The sequence below is a fragment of the Nocardia sp. MH4 genome, assembly GCF_019266065.1.
In the GTDB taxonomy this organism is placed as follows: Bacteria; Actinomycetota; Actinomycetes; order Mycobacteriales; family Mycobacteriaceae; genus Nocardia; species Nocardia canadensis.
Genome location: NZ_LPNR01000108.1, coordinates 98,258 through 119,700 on the forward strand (window position 1 = coordinate 98,258; position 21,443 = coordinate 119,700).

The 21,443-nt window shown below is 66.3% G+C and carries 20 protein-coding genes; 11 read left to right on the forward strand and 9 right to left on the reverse strand.

Features of this window, described 5'->3' with window-relative positions; genetic code table 11:
- Window positions 1-25: 25 nt before the first annotated feature.
- The gene (locus ATM97_RS19960) at window positions 26-715 is read left to right on the forward strand and encodes a sigma 54 modulation/S30EA ribosomal C-terminal domain-containing protein (protein WP_218719543.1); all 690 of its coding nucleotides are present in this window, start codon (window positions 26-28) and stop codon (window positions 713-715) included.
- Here the strand turns inward: ATM97_RS19960 and ATM97_RS19965 are convergent.
- Together ATM97_RS19965 and ATM97_RS19970 are read right to left on the reverse strand one after the other, a co-directional pair.
- Window positions 696-1,364, reverse strand: coding sequence for a DNA-binding response regulator (locus ATM97_RS19965; RefSeq protein WP_218719544.1), 669 nt, complete (start codon window positions 1,362-1,364; stop codon window positions 696-698). The two genes, ATM97_RS19960 and ATM97_RS19965, sit on opposite strands and share 20 nt — an antisense overlap.
- Entirely contained in the window at window positions 1,361-2,032 is a 672-nt protein-coding gene (locus ATM97_RS19970) for a sigma 54 modulation/S30EA ribosomal C-terminal domain-containing protein (protein WP_218719545.1), read from the reverse strand. Before ATM97_RS19970 ends, ATM97_RS19965 begins: the two co-directional genes overlap by 4 nt.
- Before the next feature lie 676 nt (window positions 2,033-2,708).
- Here ATM97_RS19970 and ATM97_RS19975 point away from each other — a divergent pair.
- The 4 genes from ATM97_RS19975 (at window position 2,709) to ATM97_RS19990 (ending at window position 6,214) form a co-directional block, all read left to right on the forward strand.
- Window positions 2,709-3,551 carry a response regulator transcription factor gene (locus tag ATM97_RS19975; RefSeq protein WP_218719546.1) on the forward strand — a complete coding sequence of 281 codons (843 nt, stop codon included), beginning with the start codon at window positions 2,709-2,711 and terminating at the stop codon, window positions 3,549-3,551.
- Between the two features lie 61 nt (window positions 3,552-3,612).
- Window positions 3,613-4,659, forward strand: a complete 1,047-nt coding sequence (locus ATM97_RS19980) for an Lrp/AsnC family transcriptional regulator (protein WP_218719547.1) — start codon at window positions 3,613-3,615, stop codon at window positions 4,657-4,659.
- Window positions 4,660-4,775: 116 nt separating this feature from the next.
- Window positions 4,776-5,498, forward strand: a complete 723-nt coding sequence (locus ATM97_RS19985) for a hypothetical protein (protein ID WP_218719548.1) — start codon at window positions 4,776-4,778, stop codon at window positions 5,496-5,498.
- Window positions 5,499-5,515: 17 nt separating this feature from the next.
- Window positions 5,516-6,214, forward strand: a complete 699-nt coding sequence (locus ATM97_RS19990) for a class F sortase (RefSeq protein WP_218719549.1) — start codon at window positions 5,516-5,518, stop codon at window positions 6,212-6,214.
- 46 nt (window positions 6,215-6,260) lie between these two features.
- On the opposite strand, the gene ATM97_RS19995 is transcribed toward ATM97_RS19990, so the two are convergent.
- Window positions 6,261-6,932, reverse strand: coding sequence for a sigma 54 modulation/S30EA ribosomal C-terminal domain-containing protein (locus ATM97_RS19995; protein ID WP_218719550.1), 672 nt, complete (start codon window positions 6,930-6,932; stop codon window positions 6,261-6,263).
- Window positions 6,933-7,425: 493 nt separating this feature from the next.
- Between ATM97_RS19995 and ATM97_RS20000 the strand changes: the two genes are divergently transcribed.
- Window positions 7,426-8,385 carry an acyl-ACP desaturase gene (locus tag ATM97_RS20000; protein WP_218719551.1) on the forward strand — a complete coding sequence of 320 codons (960 nt, stop codon included), beginning with the start codon at window positions 7,426-7,428 and terminating at the stop codon, window positions 8,383-8,385.
- A 346-nt stretch (window positions 8,386-8,731) separates the two neighbouring features.
- Window positions 8,732-12,769 carry a hypothetical protein gene (locus ATM97_RS20005; RefSeq protein WP_218719552.1) on the forward strand — a complete coding sequence of 1,346 codons (4,038 nt, stop codon included), beginning with the start codon at window positions 8,732-8,734 and terminating at the stop codon, window positions 12,767-12,769.
- 181 nt (window positions 12,770-12,950) lie between these two features.
- Here the strand turns inward: ATM97_RS20005 and ATM97_RS20010 are convergent, their stop codons facing one another.
- The 5 genes from ATM97_RS20010 to ATM97_RS20030 form a co-directional block, all read right to left on the reverse strand.
- Window positions 12,951-13,211: a hypothetical protein gene (locus tag ATM97_RS20010; protein ID WP_218719553.1), complete on the reverse strand. Its 261-nt coding sequence runs from the start codon at window positions 13,209-13,211 to the stop codon at window positions 12,951-12,953.
- 135 nt (window positions 13,212-13,346) lie between these two features.
- Window positions 13,347-13,667 carry a hypothetical protein gene (locus ATM97_RS20015; protein WP_218719554.1) on the reverse strand — a complete coding sequence of 107 codons (321 nt, stop codon included), beginning with the start codon at window positions 13,665-13,667 and terminating at the stop codon, window positions 13,347-13,349.
- A 435-nt stretch (window positions 13,668-14,102) separates the two neighbouring features.
- Entirely contained in the window at window positions 14,103-14,699 is a 597-nt protein-coding gene (locus ATM97_RS20020; protein ID WP_218719555.1) for a hypothetical protein, read from the reverse strand.
- A gap of 395 nt (window positions 14,700-15,094) precedes the next feature.
- Window positions 15,095-16,078, reverse strand: coding sequence for an LLM class F420-dependent oxidoreductase (locus ATM97_RS20025; protein ID WP_218719556.1), 984 nt, complete (start codon window positions 16,076-16,078; stop codon window positions 15,095-15,097).
- Between the two features lie 46 nt (window positions 16,079-16,124).
- Complete coding sequence (locus tag ATM97_RS20030; protein WP_218719557.1) at window positions 16,125-17,318, reverse strand: FAD-dependent monooxygenase; 1,194 nt, start codon at window positions 17,316-17,318, stop codon at window positions 16,125-16,127.
- Window positions 17,319-17,432: 114 nt separating this feature from the next.
- On the opposite strand from ATM97_RS20030, the gene ATM97_RS20035 reads away from it, so the two are divergent.
- Window positions 17,433-18,155 carry a TetR/AcrR family transcriptional regulator gene (locus tag ATM97_RS20035; RefSeq protein WP_218719558.1) on the forward strand — a complete coding sequence of 241 codons (723 nt, stop codon included), beginning with the start codon at window positions 17,433-17,435 and terminating at the stop codon, window positions 18,153-18,155.
- A gap of 45 nt (window positions 18,156-18,200) precedes the next feature.
- Complete coding sequence (locus ATM97_RS20040) at window positions 18,201-18,620, forward strand: limonene-1,2-epoxide hydrolase family protein (RefSeq protein ID WP_218719559.1); 420 nt, start codon at window positions 18,201-18,203, stop codon at window positions 18,618-18,620.
- Between the two features lie 13 nt (window positions 18,621-18,633).
- Here the strand turns inward: ATM97_RS20040 and ATM97_RS20045 are convergent, their stop codons facing one another.
- Window positions 18,634-18,906 carry a hypothetical protein gene (locus tag ATM97_RS20045; protein WP_218719560.1) on the reverse strand — a complete coding sequence of 91 codons (273 nt, stop codon included), beginning with the start codon at window positions 18,904-18,906 and terminating at the stop codon, window positions 18,634-18,636.
- A 306-nt stretch (window positions 18,907-19,212) separates the two neighbouring features.
- On the opposite strand from ATM97_RS20045, the gene ATM97_RS20050 reads away from it, so the two are divergent.
- Window positions 19,213-20,586: a PhoH family protein gene (locus ATM97_RS20050; RefSeq protein ID WP_218719561.1), complete on the forward strand. Its 1,374-nt coding sequence runs from the start codon at window positions 19,213-19,215 to the stop codon at window positions 20,584-20,586.
- 186 nt (window positions 20,587-20,772) lie between these two features.
- A complete protein-coding gene (locus tag ATM97_RS20055; protein ID WP_255588082.1) occupies window positions 20,773-21,396 on the forward strand; it encodes an LGFP repeat-containing protein in 624 nt (207 codons plus the stop codon).
- Window positions 21,397-21,443: the final 47 nt, after the last annotated feature.

Below are 21,443 nucleotides of genomic sequence, written 5' to 3' on the forward strand. Positions count from 1 at the left end.
CATCGAGTGGTGTCGATATACAGACATGCGGATCGTTGTCGCTGCGAAAGCTGCCGCAGTGGATCTTTGTACACATTTGGAAAATGTCGAGCGAGTGCGTATTCGGTTCACCGGCCGAGCCCGGAACGAGACGCTGGCCGAGGCGACGGTTCAATGCGGTGTTCGCGTGCTCCGGGTGCAGCTGGTGGCGGCAACGGAATCGGTCGTCCAGATACTCGTCGGACGTCTCGAGCGCAAGCTTGTCAGCGCTGCGGACGGGATTCCTTCGTGGTGGTCTGGTTCGATAGATCCGCGCCTGACCTGTGCCAGCGACACGAAGCCGATTGTGCGCCGCAAACTGGTTCGCCTGCGCCGATGCGCTCCGTGCGATGCCGCATGTGACCTCGAAGCGAGTGACTACAGCGCCCGCCTCTTCACCGACTCGGATACGGGCGAGGACGCCGTTGTCTTCCGTCCGGGCAGCCGGTCTGCGGACCCCTCGGCGCTGGTTCTGCAGCGTCGGCGAGCACGACGGCAACCGGTGGATGACCCCGCGCCTCATCTTTTCGTTGTAGCCGCTCCCGCGAGCGTGATGACGGAAGCGGCGGCGATGCGTGAGCTGTGTGAGAAAGGTCTGGCGTCGCTGTTCTTCATCGACGATTGCTGGTCGCGCGGGCGCCTGCTCTACCGCCGGTATGATCAGCGGCTGGGATTGGTCATACCGACCTCCGGATGAGCGGGAAGTCCTCGGCTCCGAGGCCGAGTGCATGGGCGACTACGGCAGCTTGGGTACGGTTACGCAGGTCCAGCCGGGTAAGCAATCCGGAGACCGCGTTGCGGATCGTCTTCTCGCTGAGGAAGAGCCGAGCCGCGATCTGCCGGTTGGTCAATCCGGCTCCGAGCATGGCCAGCAGTTGTCGTTGCCGCTCGGTCAACCTGACCGTCTCGATGTCACGATGGCGGCGGACCTCGCTGATCACGGTTTCGCTGAGCCGGTCATCGAGCAGCGCGCAGGGCGAACCGAGTCGTTCGACGAGTGCGGTCAACTCGGCCATCGTTGCCGACTTGCACAGTACCGCGGTGCGCCCTCTGGACACTGCGGACACCATCGTTCGGTGGCTGGGGTTCTCGGTGAAGATCAGGCAACCGATGTTCGGTGGCAGCGCCGCCAGCGCTGCTGCCGTGCTGACCACTTCGCCGCGCAAAGACTGCGGATCGATCACGACAACGTCCGGCTGGACCCGGTTGATCAGCTCTAGCGCCGCGCTCATGGAACTCGCGACACCCGCGAGCGTGAGATTCGCCGACTGCACGCAGATGCTGCGGAGCCCTTGCTGCGCGATCGCCCAACCGTCCACCACGACAACTGTGGTCGTCGATGTCATGGGCGATCGTGTGGTTCTAGAACGGCCAGGTACCCGTCGAATCGCCGGTACATCAGCCGCCCGCGTGCCGTCCGGGGATCGGCGAAGAACAGGAAGGGCAGGCCGTTGCGGCACAGTCGTTCTGCGGCGACGGATTCCGGAACAGCCTCGGCAGCGCTGTTGTCGACAGCGATTCGATACGTATCGGTGCAGGGCAAGCAGGCCCGGGTCCGACGGATCAACCCGACCTGCTGAGCGCCTGTTCGATACACCACGGCGCTGTCGCCGGTGTCCGCGTCGCGGAAGAGGAACGTGGCGAAGTCCATCCGGTACATGACCTCACTGGCCGCGGCCGGGGCCAAAGTCAGCAGCTGGACTGCCTTTCGTCGGACGACAGGCTGCGGCGGTGTAGCTGTGTGCAGAACGCTGTTCTCCGGATAAGGAAGGAACCGGGCGGCTCGACCGGTGCGTACACCGTCGACATGACGGCTGAATCGCTCGACCGCCGCCGACGCTGGTCCCATGATTTGCATTCGGCACGGCCGACCGTTGATATCCGCGTTGACCTGGTAAAGGACGCCTCGAAGGTGGCGCCGAGAGATGCGCACACACCCGGTGGACGATGCGGATGCCGCCCGTAGCGCTCGGCTGACACCGGCGATCGTGTGCATCATGTCCGCGGCCGGCACTGCCCCGTGCGTGCGAACCACCAAACCCGGCCAGGTCTCCCGTGCTGGCGCATCTCGCCACACCATGTCAGGCCCACTGTGTCCGCAGCGGGACTTGGGTGCGCTGCGTCCATGGGCGAGCGGGGTGCGCCGTGCGGGTACCGCTGGCGGCGCCGATGTGCGGCGAAGAATTTGTTGCTTTCTGCGGTTCGGAACTCGCGCAAATCTCGAATGTCATATTCAGGACCTTTGATCTCGGGTATCAGTTCATCTCCGGCGCATTCGAATCTATTCTGATTCGTCGATTCGAAAAAAGGGCCGGACGTCCTGGTCGGCGTTGTGATGACGGACTCCTCGCCCGGCTTCCAGCTATCGCGGTGAACTCACCCACGCATTTCAGCTGGGCTCGCCCAGCTGTGAGACCATGGCGGCCAGCCGCGGCGCAACTGTGGGCCGAGTCACGACCGATGAATTCGTGCGAGGATCTCACATTCTGCTCATTCGGCAGGTACTTCGGGTCGCGTACTCGCCGTGGCGGGATGTGTGGTTATCGTGGTCCAGGTCTGGCGGTTCCCAGCAAATAGCCATCAAATGTGGCGAATCTGAGGCAACTTCTAGCCATCTGGCATCGACATCAGAGACTGGGTTTGCCGGTTCGCTGTGTGCGTCCCGGTCATGGAACGACAATTCGCGCCAAGTGGAGAAGAATCAGATGCGATCGAGAACCGAACAAGGCCATCGAGCAGAGCTATCCGGTCCCGGGCAACTGTGCCGTGGCGGGAAGGCCATGGCGATCTCGTCAGGCCGCGGTGACGGCACACCGACCGAATCGCGTCGCCGGGGATCCGGTCGAACGATGGCAGAGCGACTGCCGCGCGGCGAGTCCCCCGCGGCGACCGATATCCGGGTGTTTCTCGTGGACCGTCAGGAGATCGTGCTCCGCGGTCTGAACGTCGCACTCGGCGGCGAGCCCGACATCAGCATCGACGGTGAGGCGGTGAACGTCCTGCAGGCGATGGCGCGAATCCGGGGCGATCACGCGCCGGACGTGGTTATCATCGATCCGGACCTGCCCGACGGCCGTGGCCTGGATCTGTGCCGTCTCCTGCGCACCCGGTTCGACGGGGTGCGGTGCGTCGTCCTCACCGCCAGTACGGACCCCGATCGACTCGCTGAATCGATGGTGGCCGGAGCGAGCGCGTATGTCGTCAAAGATGTCGTCGGTCCCGAACTCGCCGCGACGATCAGAATCGTCGACGCCGGCGGGACTTCGTACGATCCGCGGGTAGTCCGAGAACTGCGAACCAGGGTCGGGCGGACCGCCGTACTGGACCAGCTCAGCCCCCGTGAGCGGAGGATGTTCGCGATGCTGGGCAAAGGCCTGACGAATCGCCAGATGGCCGAAAGATTGTTCATCGCCGAGAAGACGGTTCGCAACTCGCTGACCGTGCTGTTCGCGAAGCTCGGAGTCAGCGGCCGGGTGCAGGCCGCGGCGCTGGCCGTCAAGATCGGCGTTGTGGATACGTCCCTGGCGAGCTGATCGGCGCGTGTCGCGGCTCCGATTGGTTAGAACGTGCGGATCGGTTCGACACAATAGTCTCGTGGAACGAGATCACATGGGCGCCCGCGAGTCGCGCGTACCCGGGTCGCGGTCCGAACCCGTCTTCACCGAGGACGACTTGAACCTGGTGAACGCGCTACAAATCGCGCCTCGGGCGTCGTGGGCGCGCGTCGGCGCTGCTCTCGGGATAGACGCGGCGACGGCAGCCAGACGGTGGCGGCGTCTGACTGCCGAAGGGCTGGCCTGGACGACCGCGTACGCCCCAGAATATTCGCTCTTCGCGATCGTGCAGCTCAAGTGCCGACCGGACCGAATCCGGCAGGTGTCAGAGGCGGTGTGCACTTACCCGTCCATTTACTCTGTGGAGCGAACGACGGGCCACTTCCAGCTCGAACTCTGGGTCGCCGCGGGCGATCTCGGTGCGCTCGACGACTTCGTGACGAGTTCGATCGGTACACTCCCCGGCGTCGTCGAGGTGCGAACCAGTGTTGGTGTGAATGTCTATGCCGACGGCAGCGATTGGCGAGCGGGCTCGCTGGACAAATATGAGCGCGCGGCCCTCGGAGATGCGGATCAACCGGCTGTCCGGCCCAGAGACTCCGGGCGATTGTCGGACCGGCGGTTGGTGGCCGCACTCGGCGCGGATGCCCGTCGCAGTGTCGTCGATCTCGCCCGCGACACCGGAATGAGCGCGACATCGATCCGGCGGCGGTTGACGGAGATGACTCGTGCCGGTCGACTGATTCTCCGAGCGGAAATGTCGCGGCAGGCGGCCGGCTGGCCGATTCTCGTCACCTACAGATTGCGCGTACCACCGGCCGACCTCGATCGTTTCGGCGCTACGACCACGAAATGGAGTGCGGTCCGCGTCTGTGTTCCGATGCTCGGTGGCGAAACGAATCTGCTCATGGTCGCCTGGCTGCCGACGATCGACCGGTCGTTGCGGTTGGAATCCGAGATCGCTCGCAGCTTTCCGCAGGCCGAGATCCGGGAACGTGACCTCACGGCCGCCACCCTGAAGCGTATGGGGCGAGTGCTGGATGGCTACGGCAGGGCAATCGGCTTCGTCCCGATCGCCGTCGAGTGACGATTGCCCGGGACATTCGGCTCTTGATGGCAGTGCATCGCGGTGCTTTCCTGGACTGGGAAAAGGAACGCGGACGAGGAATAATGAAGCAATTATTTGTGCACACAGTGGATCGAATGAGCAAATTGCCCAATACTGCAGTATGGCGCACGAGAGTGTTTCGAGCGCTGCTGATCGTGACGACCCTGTTGACGGCAGTACTCGTTCTCGCTCAATGCGAGTTCGACGGTGGATTGCTCGACGAGAATTCCGAAGCGAGTCGCGAGAATGCGGAACACCTTCGCGCGGCAGCCCAGGCCGCAGCCGATCGCGTGTACTTCGCGGAACACAAAGCAGACGTGCATACCGACATGGTCACCTTCGCGGCATCGTTGTGCTCGGCGACCGAGTCGTTCCGCGCGGCTCTTCCGGCGTCGAGCGACGAGACGATGCCCATCGACGCCGCTTTCGGTGCTGTGCGGACAGATCTGGCGGTGATCGGGCATGCCGCACGCGATGCGCACGACTTCGTCGCCGCCGTAGCGGTCCCCGTCACGGATCGAGTGCTGACGCCCGGTACCGACGCGGCGACATGGGTGAACCTGCGAGATCGAGCCAGTGGTGCCTTCGGCGACGTGGCGAACTCGGTCGACGGTATCGAGGATCGGTTGCACGCGGCGCAGCGCTGGGATGCCGATGCCGCGACGGCGGAACTGCGAGGGGCCAACGACGCCATCGGGTATCAGCTCACGGTGCTAGCCGAGACGGTCAACGATGTCCTGGCACGGCTACCGATAGCCAACCAGGAAACCCTCGACGCTCTGCACGCCGCCGAAGTATGTGGCCCCGCAGCCGCATGATCAGTGGGGAGGAACCGATGGAGGAACATGCCCACGGCCGACAGAAGTCGGCAAACCGCCGGGGGATCACGGCGTCCGCCGTCCTGTCGCTGCGAGTTGTCGCGGTGTGCCTGCTGGCGATCTCGCTGCCGCTGGTCATATCGAACATCAGCGGCGACGAAACCGCGGCCGGAGTCGGCGCGGGTTCCCCTGCGCACTCCGTGGCTCCGCGACTGTCTGTGCCCCCGCGGATCGACGCCGCCGAGCCGGCGCGACTCGTCGTTCCCGCGCTCGACATCGACGCGCCGATGGCGCCTGCGCCGACGACCGTCGAGTTCGACCCGTTCCTCGGTCGCGAGGTCGAGAGTTTCGGCGTCCCGGTCGATATGGAGTCCACGACCTGGTGGTCGGACGGTCCGCGACCGGGCGAACCGGGCCTGGCGGTCGTTCTCGGGCACACGCAGGTCAACGGTCATGGCGTCTTCGACCACCTCGGTGATCTGGCGCCCGGAGACCACCTCGAGGTGCGCCCGGCATGGTCAGGCTGGGCGGCGGGGTTTCGTGTCCGCGAGGTCATCGCGGGAATTCCCAAGTCAGACTCCGCCGCACTCAGCGGAATTCTGTCCGCGCACCGAGCTGTCTCCGGTCTCGCGTTGATCACCTGCGACGGGCGGTTCGATCAGGTCGTCGGCGCGAGCGAGGCCAACACTGTGGTGATCGCCGAGTCTCTCGGTTGACGGCGAACAACAGCGGACATGCCGACTAGCGACCGTTCCCCTGTGATCATCGGCGCTGATGGTCCGGGGTCGTCGTGACAAGAGCGAGATTCCCGTCGTATCGCCGGTATAGAAGTCGGCCGCGGGCCGTGGCCGGGTCGACGGAAAACAGAAACGGCAAGCCGTTTCGGCACAGTCGTTTCGCTGCCACGCTGTCGGGGATGGTCTGTGTCGGAGTCAGATCGACAGCGATCTGGTTGTCGCGCGCGGCGGGAAGCTCGAGCCGAGTGTGCCGGAGTAGTCGCACGCCGGCTCCAGCGCGGTACACGATGGCGTCCTCGCCGGTATCGCTGTCGCGGAACAGATATGCGTCGTAGTCCATCGTGTCCATGATCGCGCTCGCGGCCGCCGGTGCGAGTACTTGTGCTCGAAATACCTTGCGTCGCGCAATCGGACGTATTTCGGTGATCGCCGCCAGATTTTGTGGCGCGCTGCGCGCCCAAGGGCCGTGTCTGCCCGGCGCCAGAATCTGATCGAGCTGCTGGTCGAACCGATCGATGATTCTGCGCGGCCCCGAGGCGTCGTCGCCGAGAAGCTGCACCCGGCACAGTCTGCCATCGATGCTTGCGTTGATCTGGAACACCGCGACTTCCGTTGCGCCGCAGTACCGGGTGATTCTGAGGTGCGCGATAGCCACGCTGTCGAGGGTGCGCAGCACGCGGCTCGCACCGTAGACCATGCGCGCCACCACTACTGCGGGCACCGGTCCCGTGGTCCGGACTGTCACGCCGCGGTCGATGTCCGCCGCAGTCGATTCCCTCCGGTACATGAACTAGCACGCTCCTCTCGGCGAAGTCGGCCGCGAGACCTCCGCCGTGGCGCAGGCATCGATATCAGTATCGGCAACCGGGTGTCGCGCCGAAGACAGTCGTCCAGCGAGACCGCATCTTGTGCGCATTCTTTCGAATCCTCTCGCTTGGGTATCGGTGAGTTGATTTGCGGCGATTGTGGTTCATCTCCGTGTGTGGTGACAGGGCCGAATGTCCCGGAGTGAGCAACACCCGGCACGGGTCACTGGACACGCGAATCCCGAAAACTCGAACGCGGGAAAGCGGGACATCTGGCACTTCTGTTCGAACGGGACCCGTGGTGTAGTCGGTGAGGTACCAAAGAAATTTCCGGCGTGCGTCGTGGCACGGCCGAGGAAGCGGGCGATGAGAGGTGGCTCGAAGATGAACCGTGAATTGACGCAGCGTGAAATGCTATGTGAGTTGGAGCCAGTGGCAGAAGCGGCGTTGAACAATCACCTCGCTCGCTCGAAGGAGTGGCATCCACACGACTATGTTCCGTGGGAAGAAGGCCAGAACTTCGCATTTCTCGGTGGCAGTGATTGGGAGCCCGGCCAATCCCATCTGGGCGATGTCGCGAAAGCGGCTCTGGTCACGAACCTACTGACCGAGGACAACCTTCCCTCCTACCATCGTGAGATCTCGGAGAGTTTCTCCCGGGATGGTGCATGGGGGACGTGGGTCGGCCGGTGGACAGCTGAGGAACAGCGGCACAGCGTCGTCTTGCGTGACTATCTGGTGGTAACCCGTGGTGTCGATCCCGTGGCGCTGGAGCGGGCACGCATGACCCACATGACAAACGGGTTCAATCCACCTGTGGCCGACTCGGGCGAGCTTCGCGAACAAGGTTTCCTGTACTCGGTGGCGTATGTGAGCTTCCAGGAGCTGGCCACCAGGATAAGCCACCGCAACACCGCCAGATTCTGCGGTGACCCGGTGGCCGACCGAATAATGCAGCAGCTGGCCGCGGACGAGAACCTCCATATGATCTTCTACCGCACGCTGTGCGGTGCGGCCCTCGACCTCGCGCCGGATCAAGCGATCGTCGCCATCGACAACATCGTAGAGAACTTTCGCATGCCAGGTTCCAGCATGCCGGACTTCCGGCGTAACGGAGTGCTGATGGCGAAATACGGCGTCTATGACCTTCGGCAGCACCTCGAGGACGTACTGCAGCCTGTCATGCGGAAGTGGAACATCTTCGGTCGCGAAGACTTCACCGCCCGGGGCGAACAAGCGCGCGAGCGGTTGGATCGGTTTTTGGGGAATCTTCGGGACGTGCAGATTCCTCGTTTCGAGGAACAGCGCGATCGCGCGCTTGCCCGCGATCGCGCCCGGCAGTGAGCGTTCGATTCCGATGGCCTAGGACGCGCTGACGGCCTTTACCTGAGTCCATAGATATACGAAAGGTTCACGATGTCAGCAATTTCACCTCGACAAGCCGACCGTTTACGTCGAACGGCGGTCTGGGTTTTGGTGGCCCTGCTCATCGCCATTCTGGCATCCCGTCCGGTCATGCAGGCATTGATAGCCCTCGGCGTCACGCTCGGCTGGGGTTGATATGAGCGCGACGCTCGCTCGATCCCAGGGAATCGCCTGGACGGGAAAGCAGGGGAGAAGTCCGCCCTGTCACACCCTGTATCAAATCTGCCATCGATGCTGAACAAGATCTGCGAAGGGTGAGAGTTACATGAACGACGTTGCTGATTTCACGACGCGGGAGAGGGGGTGGAAAACAGCGGCCTGGGTGCTGCGCGCGCTCGCCCTGGGTCTGCCGATACTCGGATACTTCCTTGTCGGTGGGGCGGAGGCGGGAGCGCAGATCCCGGATCGTCCAGGGTTCGATCTCGGTGCCGTGGTCGATGCGGTCGGCCCAGCACACCCGAACGGCGTTGAGGCACAGCGAGAACCGATCGGTGATCCGCCGCGGCCCGATCCGGATGTGGTGCCGATATGGCAACAGTTGGAAGATCTTGGAGACAGCGCCGCGGCGGTCTTCGTCGATCGGAATCGCCACGACACCCCGGCACCGGTGAACCAGAGCCCCGCTCCTGACCTGCCGCTGATCGCCGGCGCCATCGAACAGGGGCGAGTCGAACTCGAGACGGTGGTACGGCCCCTGGTCGACAGCGTGATCGGCGGGAGCGACGGCCCGCGTTATGACGCGTCGCCTCGTGGTCCGGATGAACAGGGTGAGGTCGGCCGGCCGCTGCCGTCGCCGCGTTTCGACCTCGGATCACCGGTGCCGGAGCCGAATTCGGCATGTACCGCGGGCGGCTGTGAGAATCACGTCGGCTCCGCTGCGCTGGATCTTGCCCTGTGGGCCGATGCGGCTCTCGGTCGGTTCAGCGAAGACCCGGTGGGCTTCCTGCACGCGGCGATCGACCCCGCGATCGAGAACTTCCGTTCCGATCCCGTCGGCGCGGTTCGTGAAGGCGCGACGGTCGTGCTCGCTCCTGGCAGCCTGATGGTGGCTCCGCGCGAAGCGCTCGTCGCCGCCGCGTCGGCGGTCGGGGGGCCCGCGCTGGCCGCCTGTGTGGAAGTGTTGTTCGATAGTCGGGTCGCTCCAGTCCTCGGCAACCTGGTGTCGGCCGTGGCGGTAGGCGCCGCGGTGCCGGTGGGGACAGCGATGTTCGGCTCGGTTCTCGGCGGCCTGACGATAGGTATCCCCGGTGCGGCCATCGGTGCGCTACTCGGGTTGTCGAATCCCATATCTGCTGTCGTTGGCGGCTCCGTCGGCACGCTGGTCGGTGCAGTCCTCGGTCTGGTGCCGGGCGCCGCTCTCAGCGGCGTGACCGGCGGCGTCGGCGGTGCGCTCATCGGTTGGCTGCTCGCCACCGTCGGTGGTGTCGGAATCGGTGGCGTACTGGGTGGCCTGCTGGGAGCGGTCGGGCCCGCGCTGTTGACCATGGGGAGCGCGGTTCTGCTCGGCGGACTGGTATCGGCACTTGTCCTCGCGCCGGTGCTGGTGCTCGGTGGGCTCGCACTGGCTCTGCACGCGCTGACCGCGCCGGTGTGGTTGCCGCTGCTGTTGTTGGCGCTACCGCTGATCCTGATTCCACTGATCCCTGCGTTGGCCATCGCGGTGCCGCTGCTGTTGTTGTCACTGGTGAGTGTGCCGCTACTCGCGTTCGGGTACGTTCTGCTGACGAAAATCTGTCTGGGCCTGATCGCTGCGGCAATCGGGATTCCCTTCCTGATCGTCATCTGGCCGGGCCTGGGGTTGGTGCTGGGTGGATTGGTCGTGGCGCTGTTCTTGGCCCCTGTAGAATTCGTTTTCTTCACAGCCATTCTCGCTGCCCTGTTTCTGGCAGTCACCGCGGCGATCGCCGCGGTGGTCTACCTGGGGTCGATGGTCCTCATGCTGCCCGTCGCCGTCCTGGCGGGCCTCGCCTTCGCGCTTTTCGGCGCGATCGGCGGCGCTCTTGCCATCGGGGTACTGCTGGTCGCGGCGCCGCTGCTGCTTCTGGTGGCTGCGCCGGGCATGGTGGTCGGCGGCTTGTTCGCGCTGGCGATTATCCCGTTGGTGGTGTTGATCACCGCCCCGATCGGTGCCGTCATCGGCGCTGTGCTCGGTGCGCTGAACCCGCTGAACCTGATCGGTGCGCTGATCGGTAGCGCGGCTGGTTCGCTGATCGGCCTTCTCGCTGGAGCCACGATCGGCGCAGCGCTCGGTTCGATGATCGGTATGGCAACCGGTGTGCTTGCGGCGCAGCTACTGTCGTCCATGATGGGAGCGATCGTCGGCTTCGTCGTCGGTGCGATCCCCGGTGCGTTCGTCGGTGGCCTGGCCGCTCTGTTCGCCGGACTGCCGTGGGCGGCCTTGGTCGCATTAGTGGCGGCCATGGTGTTCATCTCGGGCACCGTGTCCGGTTGGGCGAGCCTCACAATCGGTGCGCAGCACCAGCGTGACAGCCTGATCGGTGCCGCCTGGTCGGCGTGGCACCACAGCAACCTGAAGCGGTTGCTCGGCGGCGTCATCGATTGCTACCAGGGGTCGATCTCGAAGGTGGCATCGGTCATCGACGCGTGGTTCCGCGGTCGGCTCGATCCGGTTAACGCCGGTATCGGTGCGGTGGTCGGCTTCGTCGTCGGCGTATTCGTCGCCGGCGGGCTCGGCGCTGTCGTGGGATTTGGCTCGGGACTGCTCAGTCCGTTGAACCTGTTGCCGGGGATTCCCGGCGTGCTCGCGGGCTCGGTCCTGGGGATGCCGGCCGGAGGTATGGTCGGCACTCTGCCCGGCGGAGTGCTGGGTGGCATCCTCACCTACATCGGCACGTCGATCATCGACTCGATAGTCACTGCCACCGCTGGGACGATTCTGGGGCTGGTGACCGGGATCTTGGCATCGGTAGTGACCGGTGGCCTACTCGGGGCCGGTCTCGGTGCCGGGGTCGCCTCGATCCTGAGTGCGCTTGTCGGAGCCGGCGCTGGCGTGGCGGCGGCGCTGGGTTCCTTCGTGGTGACCCTGGGTGTCCTCGGAGTGGCGGTGCTCCTGCCGTTCCTGGCCACTGTCGGCATCGCACTGGTCGCGGGACTCCTGCCTGCATTGATGGCGCTGGTGGCACCGTTGATCATCCCGGCATTGATTATCGGCGCGATCGTGGCTGTCATCGCCATTCCGTTCACGATCATCATGGGGATCCTGGTGGTCATCGGGCTCATCGCTGCGGCGATCGCGGGTCCCTTCGCGGTTCCCGCGATCCTGATCACCCTGGTGATCTACATGGCGGTGGTCGGTGGAATCGCTTTGGCTGTCGGGGCGATCGCGGTCGGATTCATGCTGGTGATCGGCATTCCGCTGGCGATCGCGACCTACCTTGCCTTCGAGGCGCTGGTCGGTCTACCGATCATGGCCATTGCGGGTCTGCTCGCGGTGGTTGGTCTCGGCGCGGCGCTGGTGTCGACACTCTCGGTCGGCGTGGTGGTCGGGGCGGGTGTGATGACGGCGATCGACGTGGTCGCGGCGCTGGTGACGATCCCGGTCGGTGTCGTCGTCGGAGCGGTGCTCGGCGCACTGGCCGGACTGATGGCCGCCCCGTTGGTGGCGATCCCGGCTGCGGTGAGCGGTGGAGTGCTCGGGGCGATGCTGGGGCTGATCAATCCGCTCAACCTGTTCGGGGCGGTTCCCGGCGTGCTCCTAGGCTCGGTAGTCGGATGGATTGTCGGCGCGGTCACGGGCAGTGTCCCGGTCGCGGTGCTCGGCGCGATTCTCTCGATCGTGTCGACCGCGGTCGCGCGAGCCATCTTCCGGTCGTACCTCCTCGGCGTCTTCGCCGCCGGAATCGGAGCGTGGACCGGGCTCGGTGTCGGCATCACCGCGGGAGCGGTCGTGCCGCGCCGAGACGGGCAGATCCCCGAGGTCGATATCGAGGGTGGGCTCGAGGCACTGCACGAGCTGCTCAGCGGTGGCTCCTGTGGCGTGGAGAGTCCGTCCCGACCGGAGGTTCCGGTGCCGGGCGGGTGTGGGTGTGGCCCGCTTCAGCCGGAGAATGCGGTACCGGGTGGGCGTGATTGTGGCCCGCTTCAGCCGGAGGACTCGGGTGTGGGCTCTGCCGACATCACCGAGTACCCGGTGCACGCTGGTACTGGCGGACTCGCTCCGGCGCCTGCTTCCACGGAGGTAGCACCGGTGCCGCTCACCGGACTCAGCATGGCGGCACTCGGGCTGCTGTTGGCGGCGCTGGCCGCCGCGGCGGCGACCAGGCGCGAACGCGTCGACGTGTGACCGTGTGATCCCGATGCCGGTGGTGGCCCCTTCGCTGTCACCGGCATCGGCGTCCGGCTGACAGGCATAATGTGGTCGATACCCCCCCGGCCGATCCACTCGGCCGGGGGGCATCGACCGGTACCGTGGTCGATGACGACGAGACCGCAGCGGCCGCACCGGGCGCCGTGGGTTACACCGCTTAGAGCAGGACCCGATCGACGAACGAGGCGAGCAGGAAGACTCTCACGATCGTCCACCGATGGACGCGCTGATCATTCCAGTCCTGGTGCAGCACGGCCTGCTGTGTGATCTTGTCGGTGAGGACCATGGCCCCGAAGCCGATGGACAGGTGCACGACAACGTCGAGAAGCAGGCCAGCTTCCGGCCCGGCTCGCGCGGGTGTGGGGAACGCGGGATCGTCGAGTCCGCCGCGCAGCGCGCGTGTACTTCGGTGCGGCATCCGCAATGACATTGTTCGCCAGGTCTGTCCGATCCGGATGGCCGCCCGGGGCGAACAGTGAAATACCGAAACGCGGTGGTGTGTAGAACATCGACCGATACGCCAGCTGAGTCCGCGCACCACCGGGCGCCGCGATCAGCCGGCCTTGTCCGGCCGATCGGCGAACCACACGAACTGGTCGTCGGGTCCGAATCGGGCGCGGTCTATTTCGCGACGTCGTTGTCCCCGCGATCGTTCCCTGCGCGTCGACGAGGTGGACTCACTTCTGTATACCGGTGCGCAGGATGACCAGACCGTCATCGTGAACGGCAGGAAAGCCAGAAACGCGACCATCGCCCGGTTGTCGGCAGTGTGAGCAGCGGATCCGGTCGTCGAATCGCTCACGTCGACGAAATCGACGAAGCGGCATGCAGGCGAACCCGCAGCGCGAACAGCCATGCGCGCGCCGTCGTCCATACCAATGTCCACAGGGTCGCGGGCGTACGCCACGCACGTGGCAGACCCGCTCCGGAATCGGTCATAGCGCGAGGGCGAATTCGTGCTCGACAGCCGAGGCGGACGTCATCGAGGTCAGTGGCGACATCATCGGCCGAAACTCGGCCCCGCAGGCCACATCGGCGGTCGACTACACCGCGGTCGTGATCCGATCGCCGTCCTCGGAGGATCTTTCGGTGGTCAGTTCGGCGGTAGTCAGCCGGGGATTCCGAGTGCCGCCACGGTCGACCCCCGACAGGGGGGGGGGCAGCCACGACGTCACCGGAGGCCGCCCAGAGCGGCATGCTGCTCGATGGCGCAGTAGCAGGAGTTGTTGGGGCGCAGCCCGGTCAGCATATCCGCGATGGCCTACGGCGCCTCGGCGAGTTGTCGGCCACCTCGGCCGATTCGCCGGAGTCACGAATGTGAGTAGGCGGTAGCTCGTGAAAGCCACCCGGCAGTACTGCCGAAATCGATGCCGCCGTCGGTGTGGCGTGCACTGTCAAACCCGATCCCGGTGGAGGCGTCGATCGATGTGTGCGAGGCGCCGGTCATTCGCTGCGGTATCGCGAGCGCGGTGGCCGGACTCGCCTGCATGAAGGGTTTACCCTTTGCGCCGGTGAGCTGCCGCGCTGAGCGCATACCGGTGGTGGCGCCGGAGGACGCGAGCAAGGCATCGGCTCCTGCCGCCAGCGAGCCCAGCGCGATCGCGCTGATCGGAGGCGGAGTGACGAGCGTCAGGATGCCGCCGATCGTTGCCGTGGTCGACAGGACCTCGTGGATTGCTTCGCGGTTCTCGTCGATCCTGTCACCCGGCTTGTCCCAGATGCGCTTGCCCGGAAGGTAGCGGCCACCGCGGTGGCCGCCTTGGCGGCGAAAAAAGTCTGAAAGTGCTTGGCGGAGGTCATGGTCGCGTCGATCCCGCTCTGGCAGTTGGTGACGGCGGTCGTCGCCGAGGACACCTGGGCGGTAGTGGCATTGTGCCGGGACTGGGCGTCGGCAAGTGGACGGCAATCACATCGGTGTGCCACCTACCGACCACAGTCCTCACCTGCTCCAGTGATGCTCAGGCAGAGGCGAGGTCCAGGGGCGGGAGCTGGCGCGGAAGGCGTCACCCACCCCGTCATTCCATACCTCGTCGTTGCTGTTGCGAAGGCGGGTCAGGAGGGACTTCGCCTCGGTGACGGCGTCAGTCGCGGCCCTGACTCTCGTACTGAGAGTGTCGGCTTGGGCCGTATCGCCGGGCATCGGGTCGAAGCCGAGGGTAAGGAACTCGGTCGTCTACGCTCCTCGGTTCCGGCCGATTCGGTTCCATCGGAGCCGGGTCGCCACAGACCGGACACTGATCAGACAGGTGGTGCCGGTAGGTGGGGCACCCGGCCGGCAACCACCGGCACCGCGGCCTGAACTCAGCCGACCAGGGGCTTCAGCGCCCGGCCCGCCGCTTCGATGACCCCCGGCTCGTGCCCGTTGGTGATCATGTTGACGATGACGCCGTCGATGCCGTGGTCGAGGACACGGGTCTGGATCTGTTCGGCGACTTCGTCCGGGGTGCCGACGAATTGGCGGTCGGCGGGGCTGTTGCGGATCTCCTCGGGTGACAGCGCGGACAGGTCGATGCCGGCGCGGGCGAGCATATCGGACTGGAGTTTGCGGGCGCGGTCGCCGTCTTCGTCGGCTATCACGAAGGCGAGGAAGCTGGTCTCGAGGGTGGCCGGGTCGCGGTCGGCCTCGGCGCAGCGCTGGTGCAGGGCGGCGATCTTCTGGGGCAGCAGCGAGGCGTTGCTGATGATGTTGAGGTGGTCGGCGAAGCGGGCCGCCAGCGCGAAGGTCTTCTTCTCGCCGCCGCCGCCGAGCATGATCGGCAGGTCGTCGCGCACGCGCGGCTCGTTCATGGCGTTCTCGGTGTGGTACCAGGCGCCGTCGACGGTGGGGCGCTGTCCGTGCAGCATCGGGGAGATGATGCGCAGCGCTTCCTCCAGCCGCTGGAAGCGCTCGGTGAAGGTGCCGAACTCGAAGCCGTACTGCTGGTGTTCGAGCTCGAACCAGCCCGCGCCGATGCCGAGCACGGCCCGCCCGCCGCTGACCACGTCGAGGGTGGTGACGGTCTTGGCGAGCAGGGCCGGATTGCGGTAGGTGTTGCCGGTGACCAAGGCGGACAACTGGATTCGCTCGGTCGCGGTGGCCAGCGCGCCGAGCGCCGTGTAGGCCTCCAGCATCGGCTCGTCCGGGGCGCCGATGCCGGGTAGCTGGTAGAAGTGGTCCATCACGAACGCGGCGTCGAAGCCGGCCGCTTCCGCCGCTCTGGCCTGCGCGATCACCGTGGGAAACAGCTCGCGCACCGAGGACGTGTTGCTGAAATTGGGCATCTGGTAACCGAGACGAATGCTCATAGCAGCGACGATAGGACTTGGAGTGCACTCCAAGTCAAGGCCGGATTCAGGACGTCTCGGCGACCGCCACCCGCGCCGGGTAGTCGATCAGATCGATGTCGTTGGCGGCCTTGTCGCCGTACTTCAGCATCAGCGAAAAGGCACGTGAACCGAGGAACCGGTTGCGGACCCCGATGCTGAGCGCGGTCTTCGGGGCGAGGAACGGCCCGGCATTGCTGTTACCCGCGATCTTGGCGTAGCGCTTCATGATTCGGTCGTAGGCGGCGAACGCGGTGACATGGTCGCCGTCGGCGAGGGCCAGTTCACCGGCGAGCACGTACGCGCCGACGACGGCCAGGCCGGTGCCGAATCCGCCGAGGGTGTTGCCGTAGGCGGAGTCGCCGACCAGGGCGACGCGGCCGCGTGTGTAGGCGCCCTTCATCCGCACCTGGCTGATCGAGTCGAGGTAGATGTCGTCGAAGTCGGCCAGCTCGGCCAGCATGCGGGGAACGTGCCAGCCGAGGCCGGCGTAGGTCTGCTCGATGATGCGCCGCTGGGCGGCGGTGTCCTCGCGGGAGTAGACCAGCGGCGCGGACGCGAACATGTACAACTGCTGGGCCTTGGAGCCGCCGTCGATCGCGAGCTTGCCGGGGGAGTTGTACGCGACACCGCGGGCTCGCTCGCGCGGACGGTCGGCATCGCTCCACGGACTCGCCCCCGCCACGCAGTAGTAGTAGCCGAGATGGCGGACGAACTCGGCCTCGGGACCGAACGCCAATTTCCGTACCCGCGAGTGGATTCCGTCGGCACCCAGGACGAGATCGAAGGTGCGCGGCGCCGCGTGCTCGAACTCCACCCGTACGCCATCGGCGGTGTCGGTGAGCGCGGTGACGGTGTCGCCGAAGACGTATTCGCAGTGCTGCTCGGTCCGCCGGTACATGACCTCGGCCAGGTCGCCGCGCAGGATCTCGATGTCGCCGCCGGTGAAGTCGCCGGACAGGAAGGCCAGTTCGCGTTCGTGCTCGTCGACGAAGGCGACATCGGTGGTGCCGGTGCGGCGGGCGCGCACCTCGTCGAGGATGCCCATCCGCTCGAGCACGGCCAGATGCGTCGCGCCCTTGAAGTCGACGGCCTGGCCGCCGGGACGCAGCGCGGGGGCGCGCTCGACCACGGTGACGGTGAAGCCGTAGTGGTGCAGCCAGTAGGCCAGCGCGGGGCCCGCGATGCTCGCGCCGGAGATGAGAACGGTCTGGTTGCGCATGGTCTGCTCCTCGGATCGGAATCTGTGTCCGGCGGAATCTGTATCCGATGGACACGAATAAGAGTATGGTAGACACAGTTCTGCGTCAACCGGAATTCTCGAGAGGATGGACCGATGCCGCCGCCGACCACCGTCGAACTGTTGTGGGGCACCGCCCAGCGCCCCAAGCGCGGCCCCAAGCCGGCGCTCACCCTGGACGGGATCGTCGCCGAGGCGATCGCGCTGGCCGACGCCGAAGGGCTGTCCGCGCTGTCGATGCAGCGGCTGGCCGAACGGTTGGGCTTCACCAAGATGTCGCTGTACCGGTACGTGCCGGGAAAAGAGCAGCTCACGGCTCTGATGCTCGACGCGGCGATGGGTGACCCGCCCGCGCCGGGCGCCGCGCCGGCGCACTGGCGCACCGGCTTACGCGCCTGGGTGGAGGCCATCTTCGAGCGCTACCGCGCCCATCCCTGGGCCATCGAACTGACCCTGGGTGTCCGGCCGATCGGCCCCAACGAGATGAGCTGGACCGAGGCCGCGCTCACCGCCCTCGACGGCACCGGGCTGACCGGCCCCGAGCGGCTCGACACCATCGTGCTGCTCAACGGGCACGCGCGCAGCCTGGCGCAGCTGGTCGAATCGGTCGGCGGCGAGGCGGCGCAGCGGTTCACCGACCAGTTCACCGCCATGATGTCCGCCGCGGGTGATCGCTTCCCCGCCGTCACGACGGCCTTCGCCGAGGAAGTCGCGACGGGCGCCGGTGCCTCGGCCGCGCCCGGTGCCGCCTTCGAATACGGCGTCGACCGCATCCTCGACGGCCTCGAAGTGCTCATCGCGCAGCGGATCGATCGGTAGCGCCGGGGTCTGGTCCGGGAACCGCGAACCCCCTAGGCTCGCCTCATGACCGACGAACCGGGACTGCCGGACAATGCTGTCACCGTCGTGCGCGAGTTCTTCGGCGCGCTCGAACTCGACGCCGTCGACGAGGCGCTCGAGCTGCTCGATCCGGCGATCGTCTGGAAGAACACCGGCCTGCCGTCGGTCCGCGGCAAGGACCGGGTCGCCGCGGTATTGCGTGGCCTGAGCCGGCCGCAGCTGGGGTTCTCGGCGGACATGCACCACATCGCCGCGGACGGTGACATCGTGCTCACCGACCGCACCGACTACCTGCGCGCCGGACCGGTGAAGATCGGCTTCTGGGTGAGCGGCACCTTCGAACTGCGCGCGGGCCGGATCGTGCTGTGGGACGACCACTTCAGCATGGGCAACGTGCTGCGCGGCACTGTCGTCGGCGCGGCGCGGGCGGTGCTGCGCCGCTGAGTCCCACCCGGGGCTACCCGTGCTTGCTCAGGTAGTCCAGGTAGGTCGGGCGCAAAACGTCGGCCAGTTTGCCGTCGCCCGCGTGGATGTAGTCGTCGATCATCGGCAGCACGTACTTGATGTCGGCCTCGCTCTCGCCGAGGTCGCCCGCTTCGGCCTGGGCCGCCGGGATCGACTTGAGCAGGTTCCACAGGAACTTCACGTCGCCGCGCCGCACGGCCGTCTTCACCGCGCGATCGTGCAGTTCCTTCGACGACAGTTTCTCCAGATCCTGGTCTTCGGCCATGTCTCGACTCTAGCGCTCGGCGACTCACCTGGCGCGGATCCGTCGCGTCGGTGCCGGTTAACGACAAATTCACGGACACGTCCGGCTGTCCGGCAGCGCGGCCGGGAGTTGGACGGTAGCGTCGGTGATGCGGGTCGCGTCGGTGTGACTCGTACGGGAGGTCCTGACCGTGACTGAGCAACTCAGTGCGAGAGGGCCGGCACCCGGCCCTCGTGGCGGTTGACCAGCGCGTCACCGCCTACCAGGACGGACCGGTCCAGCGAGATCGTTCGCGCGGGTGCCGTGCGAACACATAAGGAGCCCACCGTGACTGCTGCACGCTCCGTTTCCGCCCCCGCGATGCACACGGCCTCGGCCTCGAAGAAGGGGGTCCGCCCCTCGCGTTCCGGTCGCAAGACTTTCATCGTCGACACCTCGGTTCTGCTCTCGGATCCCTGGGCCGTCACCAGGTTCGGCGAACACAAGGTGGTTCTACCGCTGGTCGTGATCAGTGAATTGGAGGCCAAGCGACACCACCACGAACTCGGCTGGTTCGCCAGGGAAGCTCTGCGGATGCTCGACGACCTGCGGGTCAACCACGGCAGGCTCGACCAGGCACTGCCGATCGGCACCGAGGGCGGCACCCTGCAGGTGGAGCTCAACCACACCGATCCGTCGGTGTTGCCCGCCGGATTCCGTTCGGAAACCAACGATTCCCGCATCCTGGCCTGCGCGCTGAACTTCTCGGCCGAGGGCGAGGACGTGGTGCTGGTGTCCAAGGACATCCCGCTGCGGGTCAAGGCCAGCGCGGTCGGCCTGTCCGCCGACGAGTACCACGCCCAGGACGTGGTGACCTCGGGGTGGAGCGGCATGGTCGAACTCGACGTCGCGGGCTCCCAGATCGACCAGCTCTACGCCGATTCGGTGATCGACCTGGACGAGGCGCGGGAACTGCCCTGCCACACCGGGATCCGGCTGTTGGGCAGCAGCTCCAGCGCGCTGGGCCGGGTCACCGCCGACAAGCGGGTCCAGCTGGTCCGTGAGCGAGAGGCGTTCGGCCTGCACGGCCGCTCGGCCGAACAGCGGATCGCGCTCGATCTGCTGCTCGACGAGAGCATCGGCATCGTGTCGATGGGCGGCCGGGCGGGCACCGGCAAGTCGGCGCTCGCGCTGACCGCCGGTCTGGAGGCCGTGCTGGAGCGGCGGACCCAGCGCAAGGTGGTCGTGTTCCGGCCGCTGTACGCGGTGGGCGGCCAGGAACTGGGGTACCTGCCCGGTTCGGAGAGCGAGAAGATGGGCCCGTGGGCTCAGGCCGTCTTCGACACGCTCGACGGGTTGGCCAGCCGCGAGGTGATGGAGGAGGTGCTCAGCCGCGACATGCTCGAAGTGTTGCCGCTGACCCACATCCGGGGGCGCTCGCTGCACGATTCCTTCGTGATCGTCGACGAGGCGCAGTCGCTCGAGCGCAACGTGCTGCTGACGGTGCTGAGCCGGCTGGGCACCGGTTCGCGCGTCGTGCTCACCCACGATGTCGCCCAGCGCGACAATCTGCGGGTCGGCAGGCACGACGGCGTCGCCGCGGTGATCGAGAAGCTCAAGGGACACCCGCTTTTCGCGCACATCACGCTCACCCGTTCCGAGCGCTCGCCGATCGCGGCGCTGGTGACCGAGATGCTCGAGGAGTACGGACCGAACGCCTGATCCTCCGGCAATCGGGCCGCGTCACGGCCTGAATCCGTTTGATTACGGCGAACTGTGGGTATTATCCGCGGCGACACCAATCCAGCAACGGCTCGGCGAACAATGTTCCGCCGGGCCGTTGCGGATGTCGGCCAGGCTCCATTCCGGGGGCGTGCCCCCGGGGGGGCCACTCGCGAGAGGATGGATATGAACCACTTCGCTCGACGTACTGCCGCCGGAAGCGCCGCGATCCTCGCCGCCGCCGGACTGTTGCTCGCCGCGGGTTGCAGCGACGACGACAAGGACAAGGCCAACGACACCGTCGGCACCGTGACCTCGGTCATGGGCGGCGCCGGGACGACCACCACCGCCGGGGAAGGCGGGATGACCACCACGCCCGGCGAAGGCGGGATGACCACGACGCCCGAGGCGGGCTCGCCCAGCACCTCCGCGACGGCTGCCGGTGGCTCGACCACCATCTCCACCCCGAACGGCGACATCACCGTCTCCGGCGAGGTCTACAAGAAGTATGTCGCCGCGGGCGGCGCGAGCAGCCCGCTCGGGATGCCGGAAGAAGCCCAGGAGAGCGGCCCGAACGGCGGCCAGTACCAGGACTTCACCGGTGGCACGATCTACTGGAGCCGCGACTCCGGCGCCCACATCGTCTGGGGCGACATCCGGGAGACCTGGGAGGACGAGGGCGGCGCCAACGGTCCGCTCGGCTACCCGACCACCGACGAGACCAACACCGCCAACGGCGGCAAGCAGAGCGAGTTCACCGGTGGCACCATCGTCTGGGTCAACGGTGAGACCACGGTGACCAAGAAGTAGCTCGTGCGTCCGGCCCGGCGTGGGGACCCGATCGCCCCGTAGGTCCC

Bases quoted from the DNA above. Each gene is read 5' to 3' on its own strand.
- ATM97_RS19990 (WP_218719549.1), top strand. From the start codon at position 5,516: ATGGAGGAACATGCCCACGGCCGACAGAAGTCGGCAAACCGCCGGGGG.
- ATM97_RS20025 (WP_218719556.1), bottom strand. From the start codon at position 16,078: ATGAGCATTCGTCTCGGTTACCAGATGCCCAATTTCAGCAACACGTCC.
- ATM97_RS19995 (WP_218719550.1), bottom strand. From the start codon at position 6,932: ATGGTCTACGGTGCGAGCCGCGTGCTGCGCACCCTCGACAGCGTGGCT.
- ATM97_RS20045 (WP_218719560.1), bottom strand. From the start codon at position 18,906: ATGGCCGAAGACCAGGATCTGGAGAAACTGTCGTCGAAGGAACTGCAC.
- ATM97_RS20030 (WP_218719557.1), bottom strand. From the start codon at position 17,318: ATGCGCAACCAGACCGTTCTCATCTCCGGCGCGAGCATCGCGGGCCCC.
- ATM97_RS20035 (WP_218719558.1), top strand. From the start codon at position 17,433: ATGCCGCCGCCGACCACCGTCGAACTGTTGTGGGGCACCGCCCAGCGC.
- ATM97_RS20055 (WP_255588082.1), top strand. From the start codon at position 20,773: ATGAACCACTTCGCTCGACGTACTGCCGCCGGAAGCGCCGCGATCCTC.
- ATM97_RS19960 (WP_218719543.1), top strand. From the start codon at position 26: ATGCGGATCGTTGTCGCTGCGAAAGCTGCCGCAGTGGATCTTTGTACA.
- ATM97_RS19965 (WP_218719544.1), bottom strand. From the start codon at position 1,364: ATGACATCGACGACCACAGTTGTCGTGGTGGACGGTTGGGCGATCGCG.
- ATM97_RS20015 (WP_218719554.1), bottom strand. From the start codon at position 13,667: ATGGACGACGGCGCGCGCATGGCTGTTCGCGCTGCGGGTTCGCCTGCA.
- ATM97_RS19985 (WP_218719548.1), top strand. From the start codon at position 4,776: ATGAGCAAATTGCCCAATACTGCAGTATGGCGCACGAGAGTGTTTCGA.
- ATM97_RS20040 (WP_218719559.1), top strand. From the start codon at position 18,201: ATGACCGACGAACCGGGACTGCCGGACAATGCTGTCACCGTCGTGCGC.
- ATM97_RS20005 (WP_218719552.1), top strand. From the start codon at position 8,732: ATGAACGACGTTGCTGATTTCACGACGCGGGAGAGGGGGTGGAAAACA.
- ATM97_RS20010 (WP_218719553.1), bottom strand. From the start codon at position 13,211: ATGCCGCACCGAAGTACACGCGCGCTGCGCGGCGGACTCGACGATCCC.
- ATM97_RS20000 (WP_218719551.1), top strand. From the start codon at position 7,426: ATGAACCGTGAATTGACGCAGCGTGAAATGCTATGTGAGTTGGAGCCA.